This window comes from Vibrio genomosp. F6 (assembly GCF_005146325.1).
GTDB classification, from domain to species: Bacteria; Pseudomonadota; Gammaproteobacteria; order Enterobacterales; family Vibrionaceae; genus Vibrio; species Vibrio cortegadensis.
Genome location: NZ_SYUT01000027.1, coordinates 1 through 23,657, shown reverse-complemented (window position 1 = coordinate 23,657; position 23,657 = coordinate 1). Strand labels below are relative to the sequence as shown.

Sequence of the window (23,657 nt, the reverse complement as noted above, 5' to 3'; positions counted from 1 at the left end):
TGTCTTAGGCAAGTTCTGCTTTTTCAGCAATCAGCTTATCAACAACACTCGGGTCGGCAAGGGTGGATGTATCTCCGAGGTTACTGGTGTCTCCGGTAGCGATTTTACGCAGAATACGACGCATGATTTTACCTGAACGTGTTTTTGGTAAGGAGTCAGTCCAATGCAGTACGTCTGGCGTAGCTATCGGGCCAATCTCCTTACGAACCCAATCTTTGACTTCTTTATGCAGCTCTGCACTTGGGAATTCACCATCATTAAGAGTGATGTAAGCGTAGATGGCTTGGCCTTTAATGTCATGTGGCACACCAACAATCGCAGCTTCAGCAATTTTATCGAATGCGACGAGCGCGGATTCGACTTCTGCGGTTCCCATTCGGTGACCTGATACGTTGAGAACATCATCCACACGACCGGTGATCCAGTAGTAACCGTCTTCATCTCGTTTTGCACCGTCACTGGTGAAGTACATGCCCTTGAACGTTGAGAAGTAGGTCTGTTCGAAGCGCTCGTGATCGCCATAAACGGTACGCATTTGGCCTGGCCATGAATCGAGAATAACCAGGTTACCTTCAGCGGCGCCATCAATGATATTCCCCATATTATCGACTAACGCCGGTTGTACACCGAAGAATGGGCGAGTGGCTGACCCCGGTTTTAGGTCGGTTGCTCCTGGTAGTGGGGCAATGAGGATCCCGCCTGTTTCTGTTTGCCACCAAGTATCAACAATCGGTGAATTTTCATTACCTATGGTTTTGTAGTACCACTCCCATGCTTCAGGGTTAATCGGTTCACCAACCGATCCCATGATGCGTAAGCTACTACGTGAGGTATCTTCAACCGCTTCGTTACCTTTCGCCATTAATGCTCGGATAGCCGTCGGCGCAGTATAAAGAATATTTACTTGGTGTTTATCGACCACTTTACTCATGCGATTGGTGTTCGGGTAATTAGGAACGCCTTCAAACAGAATGGTTTTCGCACCGTTGGCAAGTGGCCCATAAATGAGATAAGTGTGTCCTGTGATCCAACCTACATCGGCGGTACACCAGAACACTTCGCCTGGTTGGTAGTCAAAGACATATTTGAATGTCATGGTGGCATAGACGAGGTATCCACCTGTGGTATGCAGCACGCCTTTAGGTTTACCTGTTGAGCCAGATGTGTAGAGGATGAATAGTGGATCTTCCGCCTTCATCTCTTCTGGGGGGCAAATTTCAGAAACCGTTGATGTTGCTTCATGCCACCATATATCACGATGATCGTGCCATTCCACATCACCGCCAGTACGTTTGAATACGATGACCTTATCAATGGTTTTTACATCAGAGTTAGTCAGCGCTTCATCGACGTTTTTCTTCAGAGGTACTGCTCGTCCACCACGAACACCTTCATCCGCAGTGACGACAATTTTTGAATTAGAGTCAATGATACGACCTGAAAGCGCTTCAGGTGAGAACCCGCCAAATACAACAGTATGGACTGCGCCGATACGAGTACAAGCTAACATGGCGACAGCCGCTTCAGGCACCATTGGCATGTAAAGACAAACGACGTCACCTTTACGAACGCCTTGCTCTTTGAGAGCGTTTGAGAACAGGCACACTTCTTTGTGAAGTTGATTAAAGGTTAGGGTTTTATCATCTGCTGGGTCATCGCCTTCCCAAATAATCGCCACTTCATCACCGCGTTCCGCTAGGTGGCGATCAATACAGTTGGCTGACACATTGAGTGTACCGTCATCAAACCAGCGAATATCAACATGACCCGTATCGAAAGACGTACTTTTTACGTGAGTAAAGGGTTTAATCCAGTCTACTATTTTCCCGTGTTCGCCCCAGAATCCTTCTGGATCTGAAACGGATTGTTGGTACATCGCTAGGTAGGTATCTTCATCTGCGTGGGTTTGCGCTTTGATGTTCTCTTTTACTGGATAAATATGGGCTTCACTCATTGCATCTCTCCTTGTGCCTTGATCTTTTATCTTCTGGGCAAATTCCGTTTAGGCGTTGTTGTGATTGTTTGATATTGAATACCGCTATGCCTATAACTCTCTGCCAGTAGGCGAGTTTCTACAATTAGACTTTAGGATGAGTGTGAGATTTATGCTTAATTATCGGGAGGTTAACTAGGTTATAAATGAGAGGTTGATCGGCTCCTGCGGGTTTTAGTTGGCAGATAGGGTTAATGTTTAAAGTAAGCGGATGTGAATTCGGGTAAGTCACCTTTGGTCAGGCGAACAAAAACCAGTGCGGCAGATATCGCATCTTGCAGTGCGTCATGTTTGTCTTGAATGGGTAACTGAAGGTGATTACAGATCGCATCTAAGCTTAAGTCGATATAGGCATTTGGCAGCCGCTTTTCGAGCTGATCATGATAGATTTGACTGACTTCAATCAACTGATTGGGGAGGGGGAAGCCGAGTTGTTTTTTACACGCGATATCGAGAATCGTTTTATCGTAGCGGATGTGATAACCGACAAGCGGTCGATTGCCGATAAAGGCGAGTAGTTTCTCTAAGGCTTGTTTTTCACTGACGCCATCGAGAAGATCTTGATGGCGTATTTTGTGAATCTTTACTGAGCCAGAATCTAGCGATTGTGGGGCTCTTAAACGAACTTCAAAAGGTTGACTGGTGATGATCCGGTTATCGATAATTTTAGTGGCGGCAATGGTGACGAGTTCGGCTCGCTTGGGATCTAAGCTGGTCGTTTCACAATCTAAAGAGACAAACTCGCCTTGTTGTGGCGCAGCGAATAGTGACTGATAAGCGGAGCCTTGCAGTTTATAGTGCCACCATTTTCGAGAGAGCCAGTTCATTGGTTTAATCTCTCACTTGGTAGTGATAGCCAAGCCATTGCTTAAACTTTTTGACCACATGCAAGCTGTGGCGAAGCAAATCACGTTCGGTTCGCTCTAATAGCTTAATGTCGATTTTATTGCCGCTATGTTGTTCTGAAAGTTGCTGAGCCAGACGTAGCTTAAAGAACTGTTTGAGAGCTTCACTGAGATTGTCCGCGGTCTCTTGCTCCAATACTTTTTGTTGGACTAAAGCGTCGATACGTTCAAATGTGTTATTCACCCTGATTCTGTGCTCTAAACTCAAAGCCCGAACACCATGAACAATCGGAAAAATACCCCCTTGCTTGATATCGACGCCTGATTTTGATTTTTTCACATTGCCAAAGAGGGTGAGTGGCACGGAGAAATTCAGGGCAGGGCGAATAAACTCCATGAGGATTAGCTCTTGATCCGCCATGAGTTCACTTAAATGCGTTTTAATCGGTGCTAAGAGCTCTCTATTTCCCGCCACGGCATGAGCGTCGGCGACAATTGCAATATCCATCACTTGCTCTGAACGCGCCTTTTTTACCCATTTTGACAGTGTCGCCTTCCATTCTGTTTGGCTCTTCACCCACTTTTCGTTATTCACCATGACATTACCGGGGCAGAGTGGGTAACCAAGCTGTTGCAGCGTGTGGGTTAAAGTATTCATGACCGATTCACACTGTTGCCACTGTAATCCATCTTTAAGGATGAGCGCATTGTCTTGGTCGGTTTTGATGATCTGCTCACCGCGACCTTCGGAACCAAGCACGATAAGGCAGCACTGATCATGCAGAGCTGGTGGAACCACGAGTTCGAATGCTTTCTCTATGATCTGCTCATTGACCGCCGAGATGAGTTGCATGATGAAGCGAGTACGTATGCCATTGCCCAATAAACTTTCAACCAATTGTCGTTGTTTATTGGAAGCCAGTGCAAGCTCTTCAACGCTGGATGCTCGTGCAATCGTCAGGCTTAGCACGTGCGAATGGGTAGAGAATGAACTCAATATTTGAGTCATATCGAGCATGCCGACCGCTTCATTTCCATCGCATACCATCACGCGTTTCATGCGGTTACGAGTCATGGTGATCATGGCGTTAAATAAGAAATCACCATCATCGACATGAAAGACAGGGAAGGTGGCGATTTGACTGACGGGTGTATCGAGTGGATGTTGATCTAGCATGACCGCATGCAACATATTGGTCCGAGTCACGATCGCATAAGGGTGAAGGGTTGGGTTCTCTATGCGTCGAGGGTCGTCTTCAGACAGTTGAACAAGTGCTGAATCTAAAGCGTGTTCTTTTAGCTGCTTGGTGACGTCATTGATCGGCTGATCTGGTTGCAAAATCATTGGGGGGTGATAAATGCTGGCATCCACTTTGGTTAGAATGAATTCGGCAAGATTTTGCTGTTGCTGAGCCGATTCAATTAATGCTTGTCGCTTGGCTAAGTTGTTATCGAAATAGGCGGAAAACTGGCCGTTTTGATTATAGAGATCAATGAATACCTCTTTGGATAGTAAATAGCACAGCGTATCTTCTAGAGTGATGTATTGGTGTTTGGTGTGAGAATCAAATAGCGCACGAACATCAAACATATCGTCGTTAGCGTAGTGAGCGAAAACCTCTTTGCCATCTGCAGATCGCTCTTCTACGGCCCCTTTAATTAACATATAAAGGTAATGGGACGGCTGCTCGGCGGCGATGATGGTCTCTTTATCTCGGTAGTAAGCGACATCTAATGAAGCGCGTAGCGTTCGCTGCTGCTTTTCTGTGAGTCGGTCAAAAGGAGGCGCTTGCATATTGAATTTTTCAGGCATAGCAGAGTTCACTTACATTAAGAGGCTGACTCTAGTGTGGCAAAATACCGTTTAACCTCCAGACGACTTTGGTCTAATAACGAAATTTGTTTCTCTTCTGAGAGAAAAATATCGCCCTTATTGTTTGATTTATAGAATGCGGAAATACGCTTACGATTTTATTCCCTTTTTTCATGTTGTCTGACAGTGCATAATTGCGCGGATCTTTCTTCCCATGTGACTTTTTGTAGGACACGCCAATGTTTAACCCTTCTCCTTATGGCTGGATTTCTCAGTATTTTCTTGGTTTCTTCTTTGCGTATGGGGTGTATCTGCCTTTTTGGGCGCTATGGTTTGAGGGGCAAGGTGTATCGCCGACCGATATCGGTATTTTAATGGGGATTGGTTTTGCAACCCGTTGTGTGGCGAATTTAGTGTTAACGCCACGGATTCATAAAGTGGAACATTTGATGCCCGCCCTTCGGTGGTTAAGCTTCGCAGCGTTAATTTTTGTTGGTTTTCACTTTTTCACTGGTGGCAGTTTCTTGCTCATGGTGGCTGCGACGATCTTATTCAACCTATGTTGTGGTCCCATTATTCCGTTGTCCGATGCCATGGCAAACTATTACAGTCGCTTAAAGATGCTTGATTATGGGCGCACTCGTTTGTGGGGCTCAATTGCGTTTATTGCTGGTTCAACTGCGGTTGGTTTTTTAGTCGCGCAGTATGGTTCGGATATGATTTTGTATACCGCAATGGCAGGGGTGTTGTTCTCTATGCTAGTCGCAATGCGTAACCCTAATGTGATGCCTGTGACGGAACATGAAAAGCATGCAGAAAGACCGAAACTGACAGAGTTACTCAAAGAGTGGCCGATTATCCGCTTTCTGACTTTGATTGCTTTGATTCAAGGGAGCCATGCCGCCTACTACAGTTTTAGTGCTATTTATTGGAAAGAAGCAGGGCATTCCGAAGTCATCATCGGCTATCTATGGAGCCTTGGGGTGGTAGCCGAAGTCGCAGTATTCGCGTTCAGTAAACGCTTATTTTCTGGCTGGTCATTACGAACGCTATTTTTGGTTGCTTCTTTTGGTGTGATTGCTCGTTGGGGGTTAACGGCTTCAACGACGATGCTGGTGGCTCTGGTTGTTATCCAGCTGCTGCACGGTGTGACTTTTGCGCTTGCTCATATCGCGGCCATTCAATATATCCAATCGGCACCACAGCATAAAATGGTGGCACTACAGGCATTGTATAATGCACTTCCATTAGGGGCGGTAATTGCACTGATGACGACATTAAGTGGCTGGGGTTATGAACAGTGGGGTGCCAATGTATTCTGGGGGATGGCATTGATGGGTGTATTGGCTCTATTTGTGCGAGTAGATGCAACGGATACACAAGATGATGCAATTTTAGCCACAAAATCTGAGCCTAAACCACAGAATTAGAGCCAGTTGATTGAGTTCAAAAACTATCCTTAGTTAAATGAAAAGCCAGAGCATGATGATTGCTTTGGCTTTTTTGTTACATGGACTGTAACGCCACTTGATGTAACGGCTGACGCGCGGTTAATTGGGCGGTGTGAAAACAAGGATATACTGGATGCAAGGTTGGATTGTCGTTCCTGTTTCTCTCGCCTATTTGGGTGTGCTGTTTTTGATCGCTTGGTATGGTGATCGGCAAACCAAGTGGCTAGCACGTTGGCGACCTTGGATTTATAGCCTGTCGATTGCGGTGTATTGTACCTCATGGACCTTTTACGGCACCGTAGGCCAAGCCAGTAATAACCCGTGGTCATTCTTGCCCATCTATATCGCGCCAATTCTTGTCTTCACCTTAGGGTGGCGACTCCTCGCTCGGTTGATTCTAATTGCCAAGCGTGAACATATTACGTCGATAGCGGATTTTATTGCTGCCCGTTATGGTAAATCTCAAGGCTTAGCGGTGGCGGTGACGTTAATTGCGGTGGTGGGCATTTTGCCTTATATCGCGTTGCAACTTCGTGGAATTACCATGGGGCTGGATATTGTTGCCCCTCAGTTAGCCGAACAGTTCGGATATGGTAATTATCATGTCTCTTGGTTTGTTGTCGGGGCACTTGCCATCTTTACCATGCTGTTTGGCACCCGCCATATTGATAATACCGAGCATCATAGAGGCATGATGATGGCGGTGGCATTTGAGTCCATCATCAAACTGGTTGCTTTTCTGACGGTCGGTTGCTTTATCATCTATTTAGCGTGGAATCGGGACAGTATTGATCTGTTTGAAATTGCGTCGCTGACCTATCAATCCCCTAATATACCGACACTAATCATCCATACTATTTTAACCATGCTGGCGATTGTCTGCTTACCACGCCAATTTCATACGATGGTGGTTGAAAATGAACGCGCGCAAGATCTGCACACCGCGCGTTGGTTATTTCCGATTTATCTGATTTTGATGGGGCTGTTTGTGCTGCCTATCGCTTGGGTCGGACAAGGTTTACTCGGCTCAAGTCCTGCTGATACTTTCGTAATCAGTATTCCGATGGCGGTCGGAGCCAGTGATATTGCTCTTCTGGCATTTTTAGGTGGGACTTCGGCGGCCAGCGGTATGGTGATTGTATCGACCATCGCCTTGGCAATCATGGTTTCCAATGACTTGGTGATGCCTCTTTTGCTGAGAAGAATGCGTTTAACTCAGCGTACTCACCAACACTTTTCTGGCCTGTTACTGATGATCCGTCGGGCGCTCATTTTGTTACTGCTTCTTGGTGCTTGGGGCTTCTATCAAGTTCTCGACAGCATTCACTCTTTATCCGCTATCGGCTTCCTATCATTTGCCGCAATTGCACAATTTTCACCGGCACTCATTGGTGGATTGTATTGGCGACAGGGGAACCGAAAAGGTGCGTATGTCGGGTTGCTTGTGGGTTTCATTATTTGGTTGATGACCTTAATGAGCCAGACCGACATGCTCGCTGGAGACGCTGGAAGTAATGTGCTGCTGTGGGTGATCACACCGCCTGAGTTTCTGGCTCAATTTAACCTTCAAGCATCAGATTGGGGCATCGTTCTGAGTGTGACGTTAAATGCACTCTGTTACGTGTTGATCTCCATGGTCACTCGTCCAAGCCTAAGTGAGCGCTTACAATCGGCTTCCTTTGTTGGCACACCGATGCCAGAAAACGAAAACATCAGCTTGTATCAAAGCCGTGTTACGGTCGCGGAACTAGAAATGTTGGCATCTCGTTTTGTTGGACGAAAGCGAGTGAAAACTGCCTTCAAGCACTACTGGACACAGCACAGCAAGGTACTATTGCCCAATCAGCAAGCCCCTTCCGGTTTGATTCGGCATACCGAAAGAGTGTTGGCTGGTGTGTTTGGAGCCTCGTCTGCAAAGTTAGTGCTTACTTCGGCATTGCAGGGTAAAAACATGCAGCTAGAGGAAGTGGCGACCATTGTCGATGAGGCGTCTGAACTGTATGACTTTAGCCGAGGGCTACTGCAAGGGGCGATTGAACACATAGGCCAAGGCATCGCCGTGGTGGATAAACAGTTGCGGCTGGTGGCTTGGAATCAGCGTTATTTAGAGTTGTTTGAGTTTCCGGCTGGGCTCATTCAAGTTGGGCGACCGATTTCAGATGTCATTCGCCATAATGCAGAGCAAGGTTTATGTGGACCCGGAGATCCAGAAGAGCATGTTAAGCGTCGGGTTTATCATTTAGAGCAAGGTTCTCGGCACACCTCTTCTCGAACCCGAGCGGATGGACGAGTGATTGAAGTGCAAGGTAACCCCATGCCGGGCGGTGGGTTTGTGATGAGCTTTACCGATATCACCGTATTTAGAGAGGCCGAAAAGGCACTTAAAGATGCCAATGAGACGTTGGAGTTTCGAGTGCATGAAAGGACTCAAGAGTTAGAAACCCTGAACCGAAAATTAGTCTCAGCGACTCAAAAATCCGAACTGGAGTCGCAGTCTAAATCACGATTTTTGGCGGCGGTGAGCCATGATCTTATGCAGCCGTTGAATGCGGCTCGTCTGTTTTCATCTTCATTAACGGAAGTCGCGCAAGATAAAGAAGTGAAGCGCTTGGCCAGTTACATTGAAAGTGCATTGGAAGCAGGGGAAGATTTGATTGGCGACTTGCTTGATATTTCGCGGTTAGAATCTGGAAAGATGGACGTAAATGTACACAGTTTTGCTATTAATGATGTCTTAGCCAATTTAAATGCTGATTTCAGTGCTCTCGCCAAGCAACAAGGGATCGATTTCCACATGATGCCCTCTTCGTTGTATGTCATGTCTGACCCTAAATTACTGAGACGGGTAGTGCAAAACTTTCTGACCAACGCCTTTCGATACAACCCTAAAGGCAAAGTGGTTCTTGGGGTAAGGCGAGTGAAAGGTCAAGTTCGTATTGATGTGTGGGATAACGGCATTGGAATCGAGCAAGATAAACAGCAAGAAATATTCGAAGAGTTTAACCGAGGTAGCCAAGTTCGTTCCGATCAAGGGTTAGGGCTTGGTCTTGCGATTTCAAAAGGGATTGCTCATGTTCTGGATCATCAAATATCAATGCGTTCATGGCCAGATAAAGGCAGCGTCTTCTCTCTGACGCTAGAGAAGTCACAGTATGTGGAACCCGAGCAGCAAGCTTTGAAACAGGAAACGAATTCAGACCTTAATCATATTCGAGTGTTGTGTGTCGATAATGAAACGGAGATTTTATTGGGGATGGAGGATTTATTGGCTCGTTGGGGATGTGAAGTGAAAACCGCGACCGATTTAATGCAAAGTCTTAAAACGTTAGAGAATGGCTGGGTGCCCGATGTCATTTTCTCTGATTATCGACTCGACAATGGCAGAACCGGGCTTGAGGTATTGCAACAGTGTCGTCTGCGTTTGGGTGATAGTTTTGAAGGCGTGATCATTAGCGCAGATCGTACCGATGACATGATGGACGGAATTAAAGGTAACGGCTTTAGTTTCATTGCCAAGCCAGTCAAGCCATTGAAGTTAAGGACGATATTGAATCGAGTCGATAAAGGGTAAATCATAACATTAAGCATAGCCCATATTATTTCAATAAATGAAAAAGCCGATGCAATGGCATCGGCTTTGGTTTCCGTGAGGGGCTGAGCTCCCTACAAGCTCAGTCCTTATTGGATTAATGGTCGTGAGCTTCACCCGCACCTTTAGGGAAACGGATAGACTCAACCATCTCTTGTACATCTTCAGGAACTTCAGCCGTTACTTTGTTTACCGCAATAGAGATAATAAAGTTTAGACACATACCTAGCGTACCGATGCCTTCTGGGCTGATACCAAACCACCAGTTTTCAGGTGAGCTTGCTGCTGGGTTGATGAACTTGAAGTAGATAATGTAGCTTGCTGTGAAGGCGATACCTGCCAACATACCTGCAATCGCACCTTCCTTGTTCATCTTCTTATAGAAGATACCTAGGATAATTGCAGGGAAGAAGGACGCCGCAGCAAGACCGAATGCGAACGCTACCACCTGTGCAACAAAGCCTGGAGGGTTAATACCTAAGTAGCCCGCACCAACAATCGCAACCATTGCAGCCAATCGAGCGGCGAGCAACTCTTGTTTGTCGGTCATGTTAGGTCTAAAGCCTTTCTTCAGTAAATCATGTGAGATAGACGTCGAGATAACCAGTAATAGACCCGCAGCGGTTGATAGTGCAGCCGCTAAGCCACCTGCCGCCAGTAAGCCAACAACCCAGTTTGGTAGTTTTGCAAGTTCTGGAGACGCTAGTACGATAATGTCACGATTGATTTTCATCTCGTTACGCTCATCGCCCGAGTAGAACATCTTGCCATCGCCGTTCTTATCTTCCCAGCCAACAAGACCTGTGCTTTCCCAGTTTTTATACCAGCTTGGTGCTTCTTCACCAGAGACACCTTGCATGTCCGGGCCATTAATTGTTTCAATCATATTTACACGAGCAAAGGCAGCAACACCTGGTGCGGTTGTGTAAAGCAATGAGATGAACAGTAGTGCCCAACCTGCTGAGATACGCGCATCACGAACACGAGGAACTGTGAAGAAACGAATGATTACGTGTGGCAGACCCGCAGTACCAACCATTAGAGCAGCACAGATGAAGAAGACATCGACCATGCTCTTATTACCTTCGGTATAAGCGGTAAAGCCGAGCTCTTCCGTTAAGCCATCCAGTTTGTCGAGTAGGTAAACATCGCTACCCGTAATTGTAGAACCCATACCGACTTGTGGTAGTGGATTGCCCGTCATCATAATTGAGGTAAAGATCGCAGGGACAAGGAAAGCGAAAATGAGAACACAGAATTGAGCAACCTGCGTATAAGTGATGCCTTTCATGCCACCAAGTACGGCGTAGAAGAACACAATACCCATGCCGATGATGATGCCGAGGTTAATATCAACTTCGAGGAAACGAGAGAATACAACGCCCACACCACGCATCTGACCTGCAACGTACGTAAACGATACGAAGATTGCACAGAATACCGCTACCATACGAGCTGTTTTCGAGTAGTAACGCTCACCAATGAAATCAGGCACCGTAAACTGGCCGAATTTACGCAGGTAAGGGGCCAAACATAGCGCAAGTAGTACGTAACCACCTGTCCAACCCATAAGGTAAACCGCACCGTCGTAACCAACGAATGAGATGATACCTGCCATAGAGATGAATGATGCTGCTGACATCCAGTCGGCTGCAGTTGCCATGCCGTTTGCTACAGGGTGTACACCACCGCCTGCAACGTAGAACTCACTGGTTGATCCAGCACGAGCCCAGATAGCAATACCGATATATACCGCAAAGGTAATACCGACCAATATAAACGTCCAAGTTTGAATATCCATGTTCTAGCCTCTAGTCTTCCTGTACGTTGTATTTTTTGTCGAGCGCATTCATGCGAACAACGTAAATAAAGATTAAGGCGACAAAGGTATATATTGAACCTTGTTGTGCGAACCAAAACCCTAGCTTAAAGCCACCAAACTGAATGACATTCAAAGCATCGACAAATAAGATGCCTGCTCCATATGACACGACAAACCATATGGCAAGTAGTGACCCCATTATCCCCAAGTTTTCCTTCCAGTAGGCTTGAGCATGTTCTGTTGATTCGAACGACATGACCTTCTCCTTGATTCCATTTCGTAGAAACTGTTTTTGTAGATAATTACCGTGTTAACGTAATGTTACGATTTAGAAGATAGCAGCCTAAAATCAAGAGATCTGTGCAACTTTAGTCGGGAGGAATAAAACAAAAAACGCCCGAAAAATGGGCGCTTAATCAGATAGGAGGGGTAAAGTGTGATGTTAATTTGTTGTTAAATTAGCCTAAGGTCTAACGTTCAATAGGAATCAGAGAAGATTTATCTTAAGACGATCGTCTAGAGCTCACTTTCCATTTGTTGTAAAACAATGACCGCTTGAGTTCGGTTTTTAACATCGAGTTTTCTAAATATTGCGGTCATATGCGCTTTGATGGTGGCTTCGGAGACATGTAACTCATAAGCGATTTGCTTGTTGAGCAGGCCATCAGACAGCATGCCGAGCACTTTGTATTGCTGAGGGGTAAGAGTGGCGATCTTCTCTGCAAGGTCATTGCAGGCCGCATTGTTGGTAATTAATCCTTCAGGGAAGAAAGGGTCGCCTGCGAGGACTTGATTGAGCGCGCTAATCAGTGATCGCATATCGCTCGATTTAGGGATGAAGCCAAATGCACCATGACTTTTCACTTGTGCGACAACACTTGCATCTTCACTTGCAGAGATCACCACAATGGGTAGATCGGGATGTTCTGCACGTAATTGAATTAACCCTGACATCCCGTTTGCTCCTGGCATTTTTAAATCCAGCAGTAGCAGATCAGGTTCTTCACCTTTAGCAAGAAGATCAAGCAGCGCACTGAGTGAATCTGCTTCTAAGAGATTTGCGCCACTGATCGCCATATGTACAGACTGGAATAGGGCGTTACGGAATAAGGGGTGATCATCGGCAATGATAATGGTGTAGGTCGAATCCATGACGTTATACACTTTTTATAATTTAGTTAAATTTATTATTATCGCTAAACCTGTTTTGAACAATATTTATGCACTAAAAGTCTGAAGCATATCGACTTTTATTCATATGCACCCATGATCTTGCATTGGATTCAAAAAAAAGCCGTTCACGCAGAGGTAAACGGCTTAATTACGGGTATCAATCAACTCTGAAAAGTTGATTCTGTTTTATAAGTTATGAGCTTGAATGTGGTGAAGAAAAGGTTTTGCTTGCATAAAACCGGTAATTCGAGCATTTGGAACATAGTTACCCTTACCGTCCCAGAACTCGATAGTTGGTAAGCCAAGAACATTCAATTGCTTTAATAATTCAATGTCTTGTGGCTGGTTCTTAGTCACATCGGCCTGGAGTAATACGAACTCTTTTAGCTTCTGTTCAACCTCTTGCTGGTGGAAGGTGTATTTCTCAAACTCTTTACAAGCGACACACCAATCTGCATAGAAATCGAGCATGACTGGCTTGCCTGACTTTTTCGCTTCCACTAGTTGTTGTTCTAGCTCTGTAACATTGTTCACGCGGATAAAACTGCTCGTCGTTTCTGTTCTAGTTTGTGGTGAGCTACTGTCTGAGAACCAATAGTTGAGTGCTGGCTGCGCCGAGGCAAACAGACCTAAAACCGCAATTATACCGATCAAGCTCTGTTTCCATCCTCCAAATGGTAAGGCGTTTTTGGTGTGATACAGCCAACCAAATGCCGCAAAACCTAGTGTTGACCAAAGCACGGTTGACCAAAACTCAGGAAGAATACGTTCAAGCAAAAATATTGGAGCCGCGAGTAAGATAAAACCGAAAACAGTTTTCACTTTATCCATCCAACCACCGGCTTTAGGCAGTAACTTATTTCCGAATACGGCAACTAATATGAGAGGTATCCCCATCCCCATTGCGAGCGCATAAAGGGCGATACCACCCGTAAGTAGATCACCACTTTGCGCGACATAAAGCAGTGCGCCAGATAAGGGAGCTGTCGTACACGGAGAGCAGACTAGCCCTGAAATTGCCCCCATGACAAATACACCGAAACTATTGCCGCCTTGCTGCTTATTACTTTGAGTATTCAACCATGTCTGCACGCTGCTTGGGAGTTGTAAGTTATAAACGCCAAACATCGACATCGCTAACCCAACAAATAGCACGCTCAAACCTATTAATACGTAAGGATGTTGCATTGCGGCTTGAAATTGCATTCCAGCGGAAGCAACCACTAGCCCGAGTAAGGTATAAGTGAGAGCCATTCCTTGCACATAAATAAAAGATAGCCCTAATGCTCGTCGATGATTGAGCTTGCCGCTCCCTAATACGATACCCGTTAAAATAGGGTACATAGGTAAAACGCACGGAGTGAAAGCAAGGCCAACACCTAGCGCGAGAAATAGGAAAGGTGTCCACCAATTATTGCCAAGTTTATCGGCTAAGCTTGAATCGTTTGAAGCCGGAGTGACATTCGCAGAATTAGGATTCAAAGTAGTCGATGGCACTACGGCAACAGGAGTCTCGGACTGAGTTATTGCTGAGGTTGCCTTTTGAGGTGGGCGTGGATCAGTCGCCGTTTTATCGCCATTAGTATTGAATGGGCTGAGGTCTATCACTCGGGTTTCTGGTGGGTAACAAAATCCCGCTTTTGCACAGCCTTGATATTGCACAATCAAGCGTGCGCCAGTTTGGTATTCGCTCAGCGGAACGTCAACAAACAGTGGCTGAGTGTAGATGTTTACCTTGCCAAAAAACTCATCTTGGTAAGGTTTCCCATCGCGCATTTGAATATCGCCTAAAGTGACGTTTTCTGCACTGATTGAAATACGATCTTGGTAGAGGTAGTAATCTTCTTTGACTTGCCAATCCAAAGATATTTGGTTGCCTTGTTGATAAAAGTTCAATGGGAAGGCTTGATCAACAGGCACAAAACTATTGTCTGTTGGAGCAAAAGCAGCGGATTTATCGCTGTTACCAAATAGAGCAAGGGCAGGGCTAGATACGGTCATTAACCCAATGAAAAACAGAGTGACGAGTGCGCGCATAATGAAATTTACTAGAATTAAGTTAAAAGTATATTAACTCAATGAGACCCGATTTTATGGGGATAAGTTTCATTATTAAAAAATAAATATGATTTATGTGGTGGGGGGGGGAACACAGAGATGCGAGTTGCAGAAGAGCAATGGCCTAATGATTAGGCCATTGTATAGAATGAAAGCTTATAGTACGCCAAGACGCTCTTTTACGACGCGCTCACATGCTTCAATATTGCTGACATCTTTTGGTGCGACGATCACGGTGTCATTACCACCGACAGTCCCTAAGATCTCTCCGTGTGGATCGATATCAATTAAGCGCGCAACAAGCTGTGCACTGCCAGGGTGAGTTTTAATCACAACCATTAATTGGTTATGTGTAATAAATTCAATTTGAGAAGAGATCGACGAGCCAACACGAACTGGCGCACTTTCCACTGTCATGCAGTACACTTTCTTACCGCAAGCGTTTTGCACTTTAACGACACCCAATTGGGATAATAAGCGTGATACTGTTGATTGACTTATCCCTTCATACCCAAGTTCAATTAAACGCAAACGTAGGTCATTTTGCGTCGCAAAACTTTGTTGTTGAAGTAAACGCTTACATGCAGCGGTTAATGTTTTATCGTCGGCAGTTAGCGCCGTAGCCTGTATGTTTTCAGTATTCACGGACAACTCCTTATTAGTCTGCTTTTAGTCACAAGCTTAGGTTCAGTGTTGAACGAAAAGGCTAAAGGCGATGAGAGAGGCAAATATTATTAACTAGTATGCCGATGTTATCAGTATCTTTATATTGGTTTATTGAGCTTAATCACCAAATAAAAAACTATAATTAAGCTTTTTGATGGGTTCTTTGTTCTGAATTTTAACATCTAAAGTGCGCTAAAATAGTTGAAGTTATTGCAAAGGTGTTAAATATAAAAAACGGCCCATACTGACTATAATATCAGTATGGGCCGAGTTAGCATGTTTGTCTTTAAATCGACTTAAATTAGCGTTTTTCTGTCATGATTCCACGTGAGAATACTTTCTCACAGTATTTACATTTAAGCTGTACACGCTCTTTTTTCAGTAGAACTTTGAAGCCACTTTCCACTGGTTCGCCATGAGAAATACAGTTGCTGTTTGGGCACTCAAAAATCGCGTTGATTTGCTCTGGTAACGATAGTGTGAGCTTATCGACAACTTTGTAATTTTCGATTTGGTTTACTGTTGCTGCTGGGGCGTAAAGCGCCAATTGGTTCGCTTGTTCATTAGTAATGAACACATTCTCAATTTTGATTAAATCTTTATGACCTAGTGCTGATGACGGTAGGTTTAAGCCAATCGTAACGCGCTCGTTGGTTTTATGCATATTAAAAAGCTTCAGAACTTTTATGCCAACGTGAGCAGGGATGTGGTCAATTACTGAACCATTACAGATTGCTTCTACTTGTAGTTGAGTCTCTTTTACCATGATAAATTCCCCCTGCTTAAAGTTCTTTGTTTAGGACTAGTGCTAACAATGCTTCACGAGCATAAACGCCATTTTCGGCTTGCTCAAAATAGTATGCGTGTTTGGTCTTATCGACATCTGTTGTGATTTCATCCACACGAGGTAGCGGGTGAAGAATCTTCAGATTATCTTTTGCGGGCTCTAGCATTGATGCCGTTAAGATATAAGCCGCTTTCATGTGCGCGTATTCAGATTCATCAAAGCGTTCTTTCTGTACGCGAGTCATGTACAGAACATCCAATTCAGGTACTACTTCTTCGATGTTTTTGTGCATGCTGTATTTAATGCCAGCATCATCCAACTCTTCACAGATGTAATCAGGCATAGATAGAACTTCAGGAGCAATAAAGAAGAAGCGAACGTTGTTGAATTTTGCAAGCGCTTGGGTCAGTGAGTGAACCGTACGTCCGTATTTCAAGTCACCAACAAAAGCTACATTCAAGTTATCCAGTGTTCCTTGAGTCTCATAGATTGAGAACAAATCTAACAGTGTTTGAGTTGGATGTTGGTTCGCACCGTCGCCGCCATTCACAATTGGCACGCCATTTGAGAATTCAGACGCTAAACGTGCAGCCCCTTCTTGTGGGTGACGCATAACAAAGGCATCCACATAAGATGAGATAACTTGCACTGAATCGGCAAGAGTTTCGCCTTTCTTCGCTAGTGATGTATTGCCACCGTTATCAAAACCAATGACAGTTCCACCTAAGCGTTGAACGGCGGTTTCAAAAGAGAGGCGAGTACGAGTTGAAGGTTCGAAGAAGCAACTTGCTACCACTTTGTTTTTTAATAACTCAGGGTTTGGTTCTGCTTTAAGTTGCCCAGCGGTCTCTACGATCAACTCTAGCTCACTACGAGATAGCTCTGGAATTGAAATGATATGTTTATTAAATAACGAATGCGCCATAACGTTTTTCCTTTAACAACGAAACAAACTGATGAATCAAAGCTGCCCTATAGCGGGCCGCACCAAATTTAAGACAAAAAAAAGCCTCCAATAATAGGAGGCTTTTAATAGGATCTTTTCAATAACAACCAAAATTCGAAAAAATATGAAATAGATAACGACGCCATTTTCAGGCTCGGTGCAATCAAATATTGTAGATTGGTCGTCTTCATTTCTTTCTCTATTTTGGCAAATTGCGAAGGATTATACGTAGAATTCTATACAGTGCAAACGTTTTCGTAAACTAATTTTCAGGTGAAAGTTTATGCGGGAAGTATGCGAATTACTTGTCAGGAGGGTTGGCGTTAAGATTTTGAATTTTATTAATTTTGTTGGGCTTTAACTTTTATCGGTGCAAAAAAATATGCGAGTAATATCCAAGATATTACTCGCAATATGACAGTTAAGAACAATAGGAGAGCCTAATAATATGCGCTTAACTATGGTTCATGCATCAAACTATAATCAATTACTGACCTAGTGTCGCAACCATGATTGCTTTGATTGTGTGCATGCGGTTTTCAGCTTCATCGAATACGATAGAGTGCTTAGATTCAACCACTTCATCTGTTACTTCAACGCCGTCTTTAAGCATTGGGTATTCTTGAGCAAGTTCTTTACCAACTACTGTATCTTCACCGTGGAATGCAGGTAGGCAGTGCATGAATTTAACATGTGGGTTGCCAGTTGCTTTTAGCATTTCCATGTTTACTTGGTAAGGCATCATTAGGTCGATACGTGCAGCCCAAGCTTCTTTCGCTTCGCCCATTGATACCCAAACGTCAGTGTAAAGGAAGTCACAACCTTCAACACCTTCTTGAACGTTTTCAGTAACAGTGATTTTCGCACCAGTTTCTTCAGCGATTTCACGACATTGAGCTACTAGCTCTTCTTCAGGCCAGAATGCTTTAGGAGCAACTAGACGAATGTCCATACCCATTTTCGCAGCACCAACCATTAGAGAGTTACCCATGTTGTTGCGAGCATCACCTAGGTAAGCAAAAGTCATTTCGTGTAGCTGTTTGCCACGGCCGTGCTCTTGCATAGTTAGGAAGTCAGCAAGAATTTGAGTTGGGTGGAACTCATCTGTTAGACCATTCCATACTGGAACACCAGCGTATGCGCCAAGATCTTCAACGATTTCTTGACCGAAGCCACGGTATTCAATGCCATCGTACATGCGGCCAAGAACGCGTGCTGTATCTTTCATTGACTCTTTGTAACCGATTTGAGAACCAGAAGGGCCTAAGTAAGTTACGTTAGCGCCTTGGTCATATGCAGCAACTTCAAATGCACAACGAGTACGAGTAGATGCTTTTTCAAAGATAAGCGCGATGTTTTTACCCGTTAGGCGAGGCTGCTCGTAACCGTTGTACTTCGCTTTTTTCAACTCAGCTGCTAGTTCTAGCATGTGTTGGATTTCACGTGGAGTGAAGTCTAGAAGTTTTAGGAAGTTACGGTTGCGTAGGTTAAAAGCCATGATGTATTCCTTCTTGTATTATGACTCCCTACGACAATAGGTGTAGGGAGCATGTCTAAATTAAGTATGGGGTTTAAGTATTTTTATCTTTCTAAACTATTAAGCGTCGCGTTTGATGTTAGTTCCCGCTTCGCCCTTCAAGATGCGTAGGCCATCTTCAAGTGCGCCGATACCAACTAACTTGCCGCCTTGTTTGATGAATTCACATGAAGCTTCAATCTTAGGCCCCATTGATCCTGCATCGAATTCGTACTGAGATAATTCGCTTGGTGTGGTTGCGCTTAGAGCATGTTGCGTTGGTTTGCCCCAGTCTAGGTATACCGCGTCAGCGTCAGTTAAAATAAGTAGTGCATCTGCGTCTAGCTGTTTCGCAAGGAAAGCTGCTGACATGTCTTTGTCGATAACTGCTTCAACACCGACTAATTTACCGTTCTCTTCTTTTACTGGGATGCCGCCACCGCCAGTACAGATTACTAAGTGGCCTTGATCGATAAGCGTAGTGATAGCGTCGCTTTCGATGATGCCTGTCGGTTGTGGGCTAGGCACAACACGACGGAAATGTTTGCCGTCTGGCTTAATTGACCAGCGGTATTTCTCAGCCAATTCTTTCGCTTCCGCTTCTTCGTAAATTGGACCGATTGGTTTTGTTGGGTCTGCAAACGCTGGATCTTTTGGATCAACAGTCATTTGAGTCAACATGCAAGAGATATGCGTTTGAGGAAGGTAGTTTCTAAATTCCTGCATTAACATGTAGCCGATCATGCCTTGAGTTTCTGCTCCCAGAACGTCTAATGGGTATGGACTTACTTTTTTGTATTCCAAACCTTGTAGTGCTAATAGACCAACTTGCGGGCCGTTTCCGTGCACTAGAACTACGTTGTACTCTTCGGCGATCTTAGAGATAGTTTTAACTGCGGTTTCAATATTTTCACGTTGGATATCAGCTTCAAGTGGCTGACCACGGCGTAGTAGTGCATTACCACCCAACGCTACGACAACAGTTTGCTTAGTCATAATCGATTCTCTTTGAATTCTGACTAAGGTCGAAATCGTTATTCCGACCTTAGTATTTAGCTTAGTTTTTGTTGCTTTAACACGAATTGCTTAGTTGAAGGTGGCGATTAGATACCGTCACGTTCGATTGGGCAGCTCATGCAGCGTGCGCCGCCACGGCCACGACCAAGTTCGTCACCTGGGATAGGTAGAACTGTGATGCCCGCTTTGTCGTATTTTTCGTTAGTGTAAGTGTTACCTTCGTAACCAATTACAACACCTGGTTTAACAGTTAGTACGTTGTTAGCATCGTTCCATTGCTCACGTTCTGCAGTGAAGTTGTCACCACCAGTTGTGATTAGGTTTAGCTTGTCTACGCCTAGTGCTTTTTCGATAGCAGTAACGAAGTAACCTTCTTCTTTAACGTTAACAGCGCCAGTTTCGTCGCCAGTTAAGCTCCAGCATTGAACGTCTTTACGAACCACTTCTGGGTAAACAGAGAATGTATCTTCGTTCATGTGCGTCATTACTGTATCTAAGTGCATGCAAGAACGGTGTTTAGGAAGTTCCATTGCAATAACTTGTTTCGCTTGGCCATGTTTGAATAGGCTAGAAGCTAACTGCTCAACACCTTGTGGCGTTGTACGCTCAGACATACCGATAAGTACAGAACCTTTACCAATTACAAGAACGTCGCCGCCTTCAATTGTAGAGTGGTCGTACATTTTTTCTTCGTCGCCGTAGTACTTAACAAAGTCTGCACCAGCGAACGTTGGGTGCCAGCGGTAAATTGCACGAACGTGGTTAGTTTCACGTTGACGAGCTTCTTTAGCCATTGGGTTGATAGAAACACCGCCGTATACCCAGCAAGAAGTATCGCGAGTAAATAGGTGGTTTGGTAGAGGCTCGATGATGAAGTCTGTCGGAGCGTGCATGCTTTGCATCATAGAAGATGATTTCATTGGCATTTCAGCGTAAGACAAACCACCCGTTAGGATTTTAGCAAGTTCAACGTTTGGTAGGTCAGCTAGGTAGCAACGTACGTCATTTGCAAATGTTTTACCTAAACGGTAATCAGAAACTTGACGAGTCAGCAACCATTCTTTCGCTTCAGCTACTGCTAGAGTGTCAGCAAGAAGGTCTGTTAGAAGTAAAACTTCAACGCCTTGGTCACGTAACGTTTTAGTAAATGCATCATGCTCTTTACCTGCACGTTCTACTGCTAACACATCATCAAATAATAAGTCGTGGCAGTTAGATGGTGTTAGGTGGCTAAGTGAACGTCTTGGACGGTGAACTAGAACGCGACGTAGTTGGCCAACTTCAGAACCTACATAGAACTTACTCATAATCTTATCTCTCTATTTGAATGCTTTTATATTTAAAAGCACATTATTATTTCGTAGGGAATAAAGGATTAATTTAAATATCCAGTTTTTCTTTCTGGAGCCCATATTACTCCAGAGTGAATAGGATTCTTAGAGGTTAGTCACAAATAGATTATTCACGTGAAACCCTTGTGTGGCGGGGCTTGTAACAAATTTTATGCAGCAATTTACTTTAAATTGACATGGGTTTTTAGTGGTTTTTTCGCGTAATTATTCGCTATTTATGCCGTTGTGGGTTGAATGCTGGATTTTTATGGGAAATTTATTCAATAATAATTTCTGTGGTAATGCGGATATGCAATTTTCTTATTCACTATAACTGTGTATCTATATGCATTTAGATTGGATTGTGTGTTTTTTTAACAAAACTTTTTTACGTAAAGTGCTTGTAGGTCACATTTTATATTTTGGGTTAATTGTGTTTTTTTTAGCGAATCAGAGTCGTTTTTATTATTCAAAATGAGTCGGCGATAATATTGTAATATTTCTTTTTTTATAGTTATTCAAAAATACTCATTAATTATGTTCCAACCATTTAATTAGCCATAAATGTTATGGATGAATGGCCGTGATATATATAAATCTATCAAAATCAATTAATAAACACGCATAGATAATAGGGGTTTACTTACACTGTTGGTCTACTTCTACTTCTACTTCTACTTCTACTGTTGATGTTGATGCGACCATGGCTTGATGGTACGTCTCCGTGTGTATGCTTGATTTGAAGATTTGAAGATTTGAAGATTTGAAGATTTGAAGGAGAGGCCTATGGGCTGAATAGGCTGGGCAGTTTAATGGCCCACGCCGATCTAGCGGCTCGCATGTCGATACCTGTAGATTGATGGCCAGGCATCACTGGCGATAAGAAAAGAGAAAAGGGTCAGCATGACGACTCATGGGTCAGCATGCGGTAGAAGAGGTAATGCCCATGAGTAAGAGCTGGGGCATGTGATGGACGATAGGAAAGGACGTTGAGCAAGACAAATACAGAGCGAAAAAAAACCGCCCGTAGGCGGTTTTTACAGTCAAGACTGTGATTACATGATAGCGCCGATACTTAGCGTAACCATGATTACAACCAATAGGATTGCAAGTAGCGGAGCGACCCATTTAACCCAGCGAACGTATGGTACACGAGCGATAGCAAGACCACCCATAACCACTGCAGACGTTGGTGTCATTAAGTTCACTAGACCAGATGCAGATTGGTAAGCCGTTACAACGAGTTCACGTCCTACGCCAGCAAAGTCAGCTAGAGGTGCCATGATAGGCATTGTTAGTACCGCTAGACCTGAAGATGAAGGAACTAGGAATGATAGTAGAATTTCTAATAGGAACATCACGTTGATGAACACGATAGATGACAAGCCAGTTACTGCGTTTTCTGCAGCAAACAGGATAGTATCAGTGATCATACCGCGGTCCATTACTACCACGATACCACGTGCGATACCGATGATTAGCGCAACACCTAATAGGTCACGAGCACCATCAATGAAGCTAGTGGTGAACTCTTCTTCACTCATGCGAGCGATAAGGCCGATAAGGATAGTTGAACCTAGGAACATCGCAGAGATTTCTGCCATCCACCAGCCAGCAACCGATACACCGTAAATCATTACACCGAATGAAGCTGCGAAGATAGTTAGAATGATTTTACGAGTGGTTGTGAAATCAAGAAGCTCACCAGTTTGGTTTCCAAGGAAGTGCGCTTTGTTTTCTTCGTATTTGTCGTAAACGATTGATTTAGTTTGGTCTGCACGCACCATTTTTGCATAGCGCATAACGTAACCAACACAGATAACCCAACCGATAACAAGCATAAGAACACGTAGCACGATACCGTCAGTGAACGGGATACCTGCTGCGTTTGCTGCGATAACAGTAGCGAACGGGTTAATCGTTGAACCTAGAGTACCGATACCAGCACCTAGTAGAACCGTTGCTGCTGCCACTAATGGGTCAAAGCGAGCGGCCATCATTACTGGAACAAGTAGCGTGTAGAATGGTAGAGACTCTTCCGCCATACCATAAACCGTACCACCAGCAGCAAAGAGCGCCATGAGTATCGGAATCATTAACTCTTCTCGCCCCTCAAGACGAGCGGTTACACGTTCGATACCTGCATCGATAGCACCTGTTTTAGTTACTAGGCCAAGGAAGCCACCGATAACTAGAATGAAAAGTGATACATCAATCGCAGCCGCTTCATAGCTGTTGTGATCGTAGAAACCATCGATTGGAGCCATTAGTACATCAACAACGCCTTGCGGGTTACCGTCAGTCGCTTTATAGGTACCAGTAATTGGCACTTCACGGCCTAGGTCTTCGTTCATAGCACGGTCGTATTGACCTGCTGGAACGATCCAAGTTAGAAGTGCAACAGTTGCAATCAGTAGGAATAAAATAGTGTAAGCAGAAGGGAATTTAAAGTTAGCAAAAAAGCCGCCTTTTTCTTCCTTTTGAACAGTTTCGGTAGTCATAGCAATCTCCTTTCACGTCATTGCTCTAAAGGCAGTTCAGTGTGAATTCGCGAGTCAAAAATAAATAGCTGATCCAAAATTGGGTAAATAAAGAATTTTAATCAAAATGCGAAATGATTAGTTAATTAAATAATGCATTAAACCAATAA

At 44.3% G+C, this 23,657-nt stretch carries 16 protein-coding genes; 2 read left to right on the top strand and 14 right to left on the bottom strand.

The window, feature by feature from the left end; all coding sequences use genetic code 11:
- Positions 1-4 precede the first annotated feature (4 nt).
- From acs to FCV43_RS11285, 3 genes are all read right to left on the bottom strand, one after another.
- Entirely contained in the window at positions 5-1,954 is a 1,950-nt protein-coding gene (gene acs / locus FCV43_RS11295; protein ID WP_136995241.1) for an acetate--CoA ligase, read from the bottom strand.
- Between the two features lie 230 nt (positions 1,955-2,184).
- Positions 2,185-2,820, bottom strand: a complete 636-nt coding sequence (locus FCV43_RS11290; protein ID WP_017053202.1) for a 3'-5' exonuclease — start codon at positions 2,818-2,820, stop codon at positions 2,185-2,187.
- A gap of 4 nt (positions 2,821-2,824) precedes the next feature.
- Positions 2,825-4,651, bottom strand: coding sequence for a DUF294 nucleotidyltransferase-like domain-containing protein (locus FCV43_RS11285; RefSeq protein WP_136995240.1), 1,827 nt, complete (start codon positions 4,649-4,651; stop codon positions 2,825-2,827).
- Between the two features lie 239 nt (positions 4,652-4,890).
- On the opposite strand from FCV43_RS11285, the gene FCV43_RS11280 reads away from it, so the two are divergent.
- Both FCV43_RS11280 and FCV43_RS11275 read left to right on the top strand, forming a co-directional pair.
- Positions 4,891-6,081, top strand: coding sequence for a 3-phenylpropionate MFS transporter (locus FCV43_RS11280; protein WP_136995239.1), 1,191 nt, complete (start codon positions 4,891-4,893; stop codon positions 6,079-6,081).
- A 154-nt stretch (positions 6,082-6,235) separates the two neighbouring features.
- Positions 6,236-9,673, top strand: coding sequence for a PAS domain-containing hybrid sensor histidine kinase/response regulator (locus FCV43_RS11275; protein WP_136995238.1), 3,438 nt, complete (start codon positions 6,236-6,238; stop codon positions 9,671-9,673).
- A 115-nt stretch (positions 9,674-9,788) separates the two neighbouring features.
- Here FCV43_RS11275 and FCV43_RS11270 read toward each other — a convergent pair whose 3' ends face one another.
- The 11 genes from FCV43_RS11270 to FCV43_RS11220 all read right to left on the bottom strand — a co-directional run bounded on the left by FCV43_RS11270 (position 9,789) and on the right by FCV43_RS11220 (position 23,508).
- Positions 9,789-11,492 carry a sodium:solute symporter family protein gene (locus FCV43_RS11270; protein WP_017053206.1) on the bottom strand — a complete coding sequence of 568 codons (1,704 nt, stop codon included), beginning with the start codon at positions 11,490-11,492 and terminating at the stop codon, positions 9,789-9,791.
- Positions 11,493-11,502: 10 nt separating this feature from the next.
- Positions 11,503-11,769: a DUF4212 domain-containing protein gene (locus FCV43_RS11265; protein WP_017053207.1), complete on the bottom strand. Its 267-nt coding sequence runs from the start codon at positions 11,767-11,769 to the stop codon at positions 11,503-11,505.
- Positions 11,770-12,029: 260 nt separating this feature from the next.
- Entirely contained in the window at positions 12,030-12,665 is a 636-nt protein-coding gene (locus FCV43_RS11260; RefSeq protein WP_017053208.1) for a response regulator transcription factor, read from the bottom strand.
- Between the two features lie 207 nt (positions 12,666-12,872).
- On the bottom strand, positions 12,873-14,723 hold the full coding sequence (locus tag FCV43_RS11255; RefSeq protein WP_136995237.1) for a protein-disulfide reductase DsbD: 1,851 nt from the start codon (positions 14,721-14,723) through the stop codon (positions 12,873-12,875).
- A 177-nt stretch (positions 14,724-14,900) separates the two neighbouring features.
- Positions 14,901-15,389 (bottom strand): arginine repressor, encoded by a 489-nt coding sequence (locus tag FCV43_RS11250; protein ID WP_017053210.1) that lies wholly within the window; start codon positions 15,387-15,389, stop codon positions 14,901-14,903.
- Positions 15,390-15,711: 322 nt separating this feature from the next.
- On the bottom strand, positions 15,712-16,176 hold the full coding sequence (gene pyrI / locus FCV43_RS11245) for an aspartate carbamoyltransferase regulatory subunit (RefSeq protein WP_017053211.1): 465 nt from the start codon (positions 16,174-16,176) through the stop codon (positions 15,712-15,714).
- A gap of 16 nt (positions 16,177-16,192) precedes the next feature.
- Positions 16,193-17,122 carry an aspartate carbamoyltransferase gene (gene pyrB / locus FCV43_RS11240; RefSeq protein WP_017053212.1) on the bottom strand — a complete coding sequence of 310 codons (930 nt, stop codon included), beginning with the start codon at positions 17,120-17,122 and terminating at the stop codon, positions 16,193-16,195.
- A 508-nt stretch (positions 17,123-17,630) separates the two neighbouring features.
- The gene (gene argF, locus FCV43_RS11235) at positions 17,631-18,641 is read right to left on the bottom strand and encodes an ornithine carbamoyltransferase (RefSeq protein ID WP_017053213.1); all 1,011 of its coding nucleotides are present in this window, start codon (positions 18,639-18,641) and stop codon (positions 17,631-17,633) included.
- A 99-nt stretch (positions 18,642-18,740) separates the two neighbouring features.
- Positions 18,741-19,655 carry a carbamate kinase gene (arcC, locus tag FCV43_RS11230; RefSeq protein WP_017053214.1) on the bottom strand — a complete coding sequence of 305 codons (915 nt, stop codon included), beginning with the start codon at positions 19,653-19,655 and terminating at the stop codon, positions 18,741-18,743.
- Between the two features lie 107 nt (positions 19,656-19,762).
- Positions 19,763-20,983 (bottom strand): arginine deiminase, encoded by a 1,221-nt coding sequence (arcA, locus tag FCV43_RS11225; protein WP_113795421.1) that lies wholly within the window; start codon positions 20,981-20,983, stop codon positions 19,763-19,765.
- Between the two features lie 1,079 nt (positions 20,984-22,062).
- Entirely contained in the window at positions 22,063-23,508 is a 1,446-nt protein-coding gene (locus FCV43_RS11220) for a YfcC family protein (protein ID WP_113795422.1), read from the bottom strand.
- Between the last annotated feature and the right edge of the window lie 149 nt (positions 23,509-23,657).

What these genes read in the sequence shown, in the direction of transcription:
- acs (WP_136995241.1), bottom strand. Translation starts at nt 1,954, where the DNA reads ATGAGTGAAGCCCATATTTATCCAGTAAAAGAGAACATCAAAGCGCAA.
- FCV43_RS11290 (WP_017053202.1), bottom strand. Translation starts at nt 2,820, where the DNA reads ATGAACTGGCTCTCTCGAAAATGGTGGCACTATAAACTGCAAGGCTCC.
- FCV43_RS11285 (WP_136995240.1), bottom strand. Translation starts at nt 4,651, where the DNA reads ATGCCTGAAAAATTCAATATGCAAGCGCCTCCTTTTGACCGACTCACA.
- FCV43_RS11280 (WP_136995239.1), top strand. Translation starts at nt 4,891, where the DNA reads ATGTTTAACCCTTCTCCTTATGGCTGGATTTCTCAGTATTTTCTTGGT.
- FCV43_RS11275 (WP_136995238.1), top strand. Translation starts at nt 6,236, where the DNA reads ATGCAAGGTTGGATTGTCGTTCCTGTTTCTCTCGCCTATTTGGGTGTG.
- FCV43_RS11270 (WP_017053206.1), bottom strand. Translation starts at nt 11,492, where the DNA reads ATGGATATTCAAACTTGGACGTTTATATTGGTCGGTATTACCTTTGCG.
- FCV43_RS11265 (WP_017053207.1), bottom strand. Translation starts at nt 11,769, where the DNA reads ATGTCGTTCGAATCAACAGAACATGCTCAAGCCTACTGGAAGGAAAAC.
- FCV43_RS11260 (WP_017053208.1), bottom strand. Translation starts at nt 12,665, where the DNA reads ATGGATTCGACCTACACCATTATCATTGCCGATGATCACCCCTTATTC.
- FCV43_RS11255 (WP_136995237.1), bottom strand. Translation starts at nt 14,723, where the DNA reads ATGCGCGCACTCGTCACTCTGTTTTTCATTGGGTTAATGACCGTATCT.
- pyrI (WP_017053211.1), bottom strand. Translation starts at nt 16,176, where the DNA reads ATGGTAAAAGAGACTCAACTACAAGTAGAAGCAATCTGTAATGGTTCA.
- pyrB (WP_017053212.1), bottom strand. Translation starts at nt 17,122, where the DNA reads ATGGCGCATTCGTTATTTAATAAACATATCATTTCAATTCCAGAGCTA.
- argF (WP_017053213.1), bottom strand. Translation starts at nt 18,641, where the DNA reads ATGGCTTTTAACCTACGCAACCGTAACTTCCTAAAACTTCTAGACTTC.
- arcC (WP_017053214.1), bottom strand. Translation starts at nt 19,655, where the DNA reads ATGACTAAGCAAACTGTTGTCGTAGCGTTGGGTGGTAATGCACTACTA.
- arcA (WP_113795421.1), bottom strand. Translation starts at nt 20,983, where the DNA reads ATGAGTAAGTTCTATGTAGGTTCTGAAGTTGGCCAACTACGTCGCGTT.
- FCV43_RS11220 (WP_113795422.1), bottom strand. Translation starts at nt 23,508, where the DNA reads ATGACTACCGAAACTGTTCAAAAGGAAGAAAAAGGCGGCTTTTTTGCT.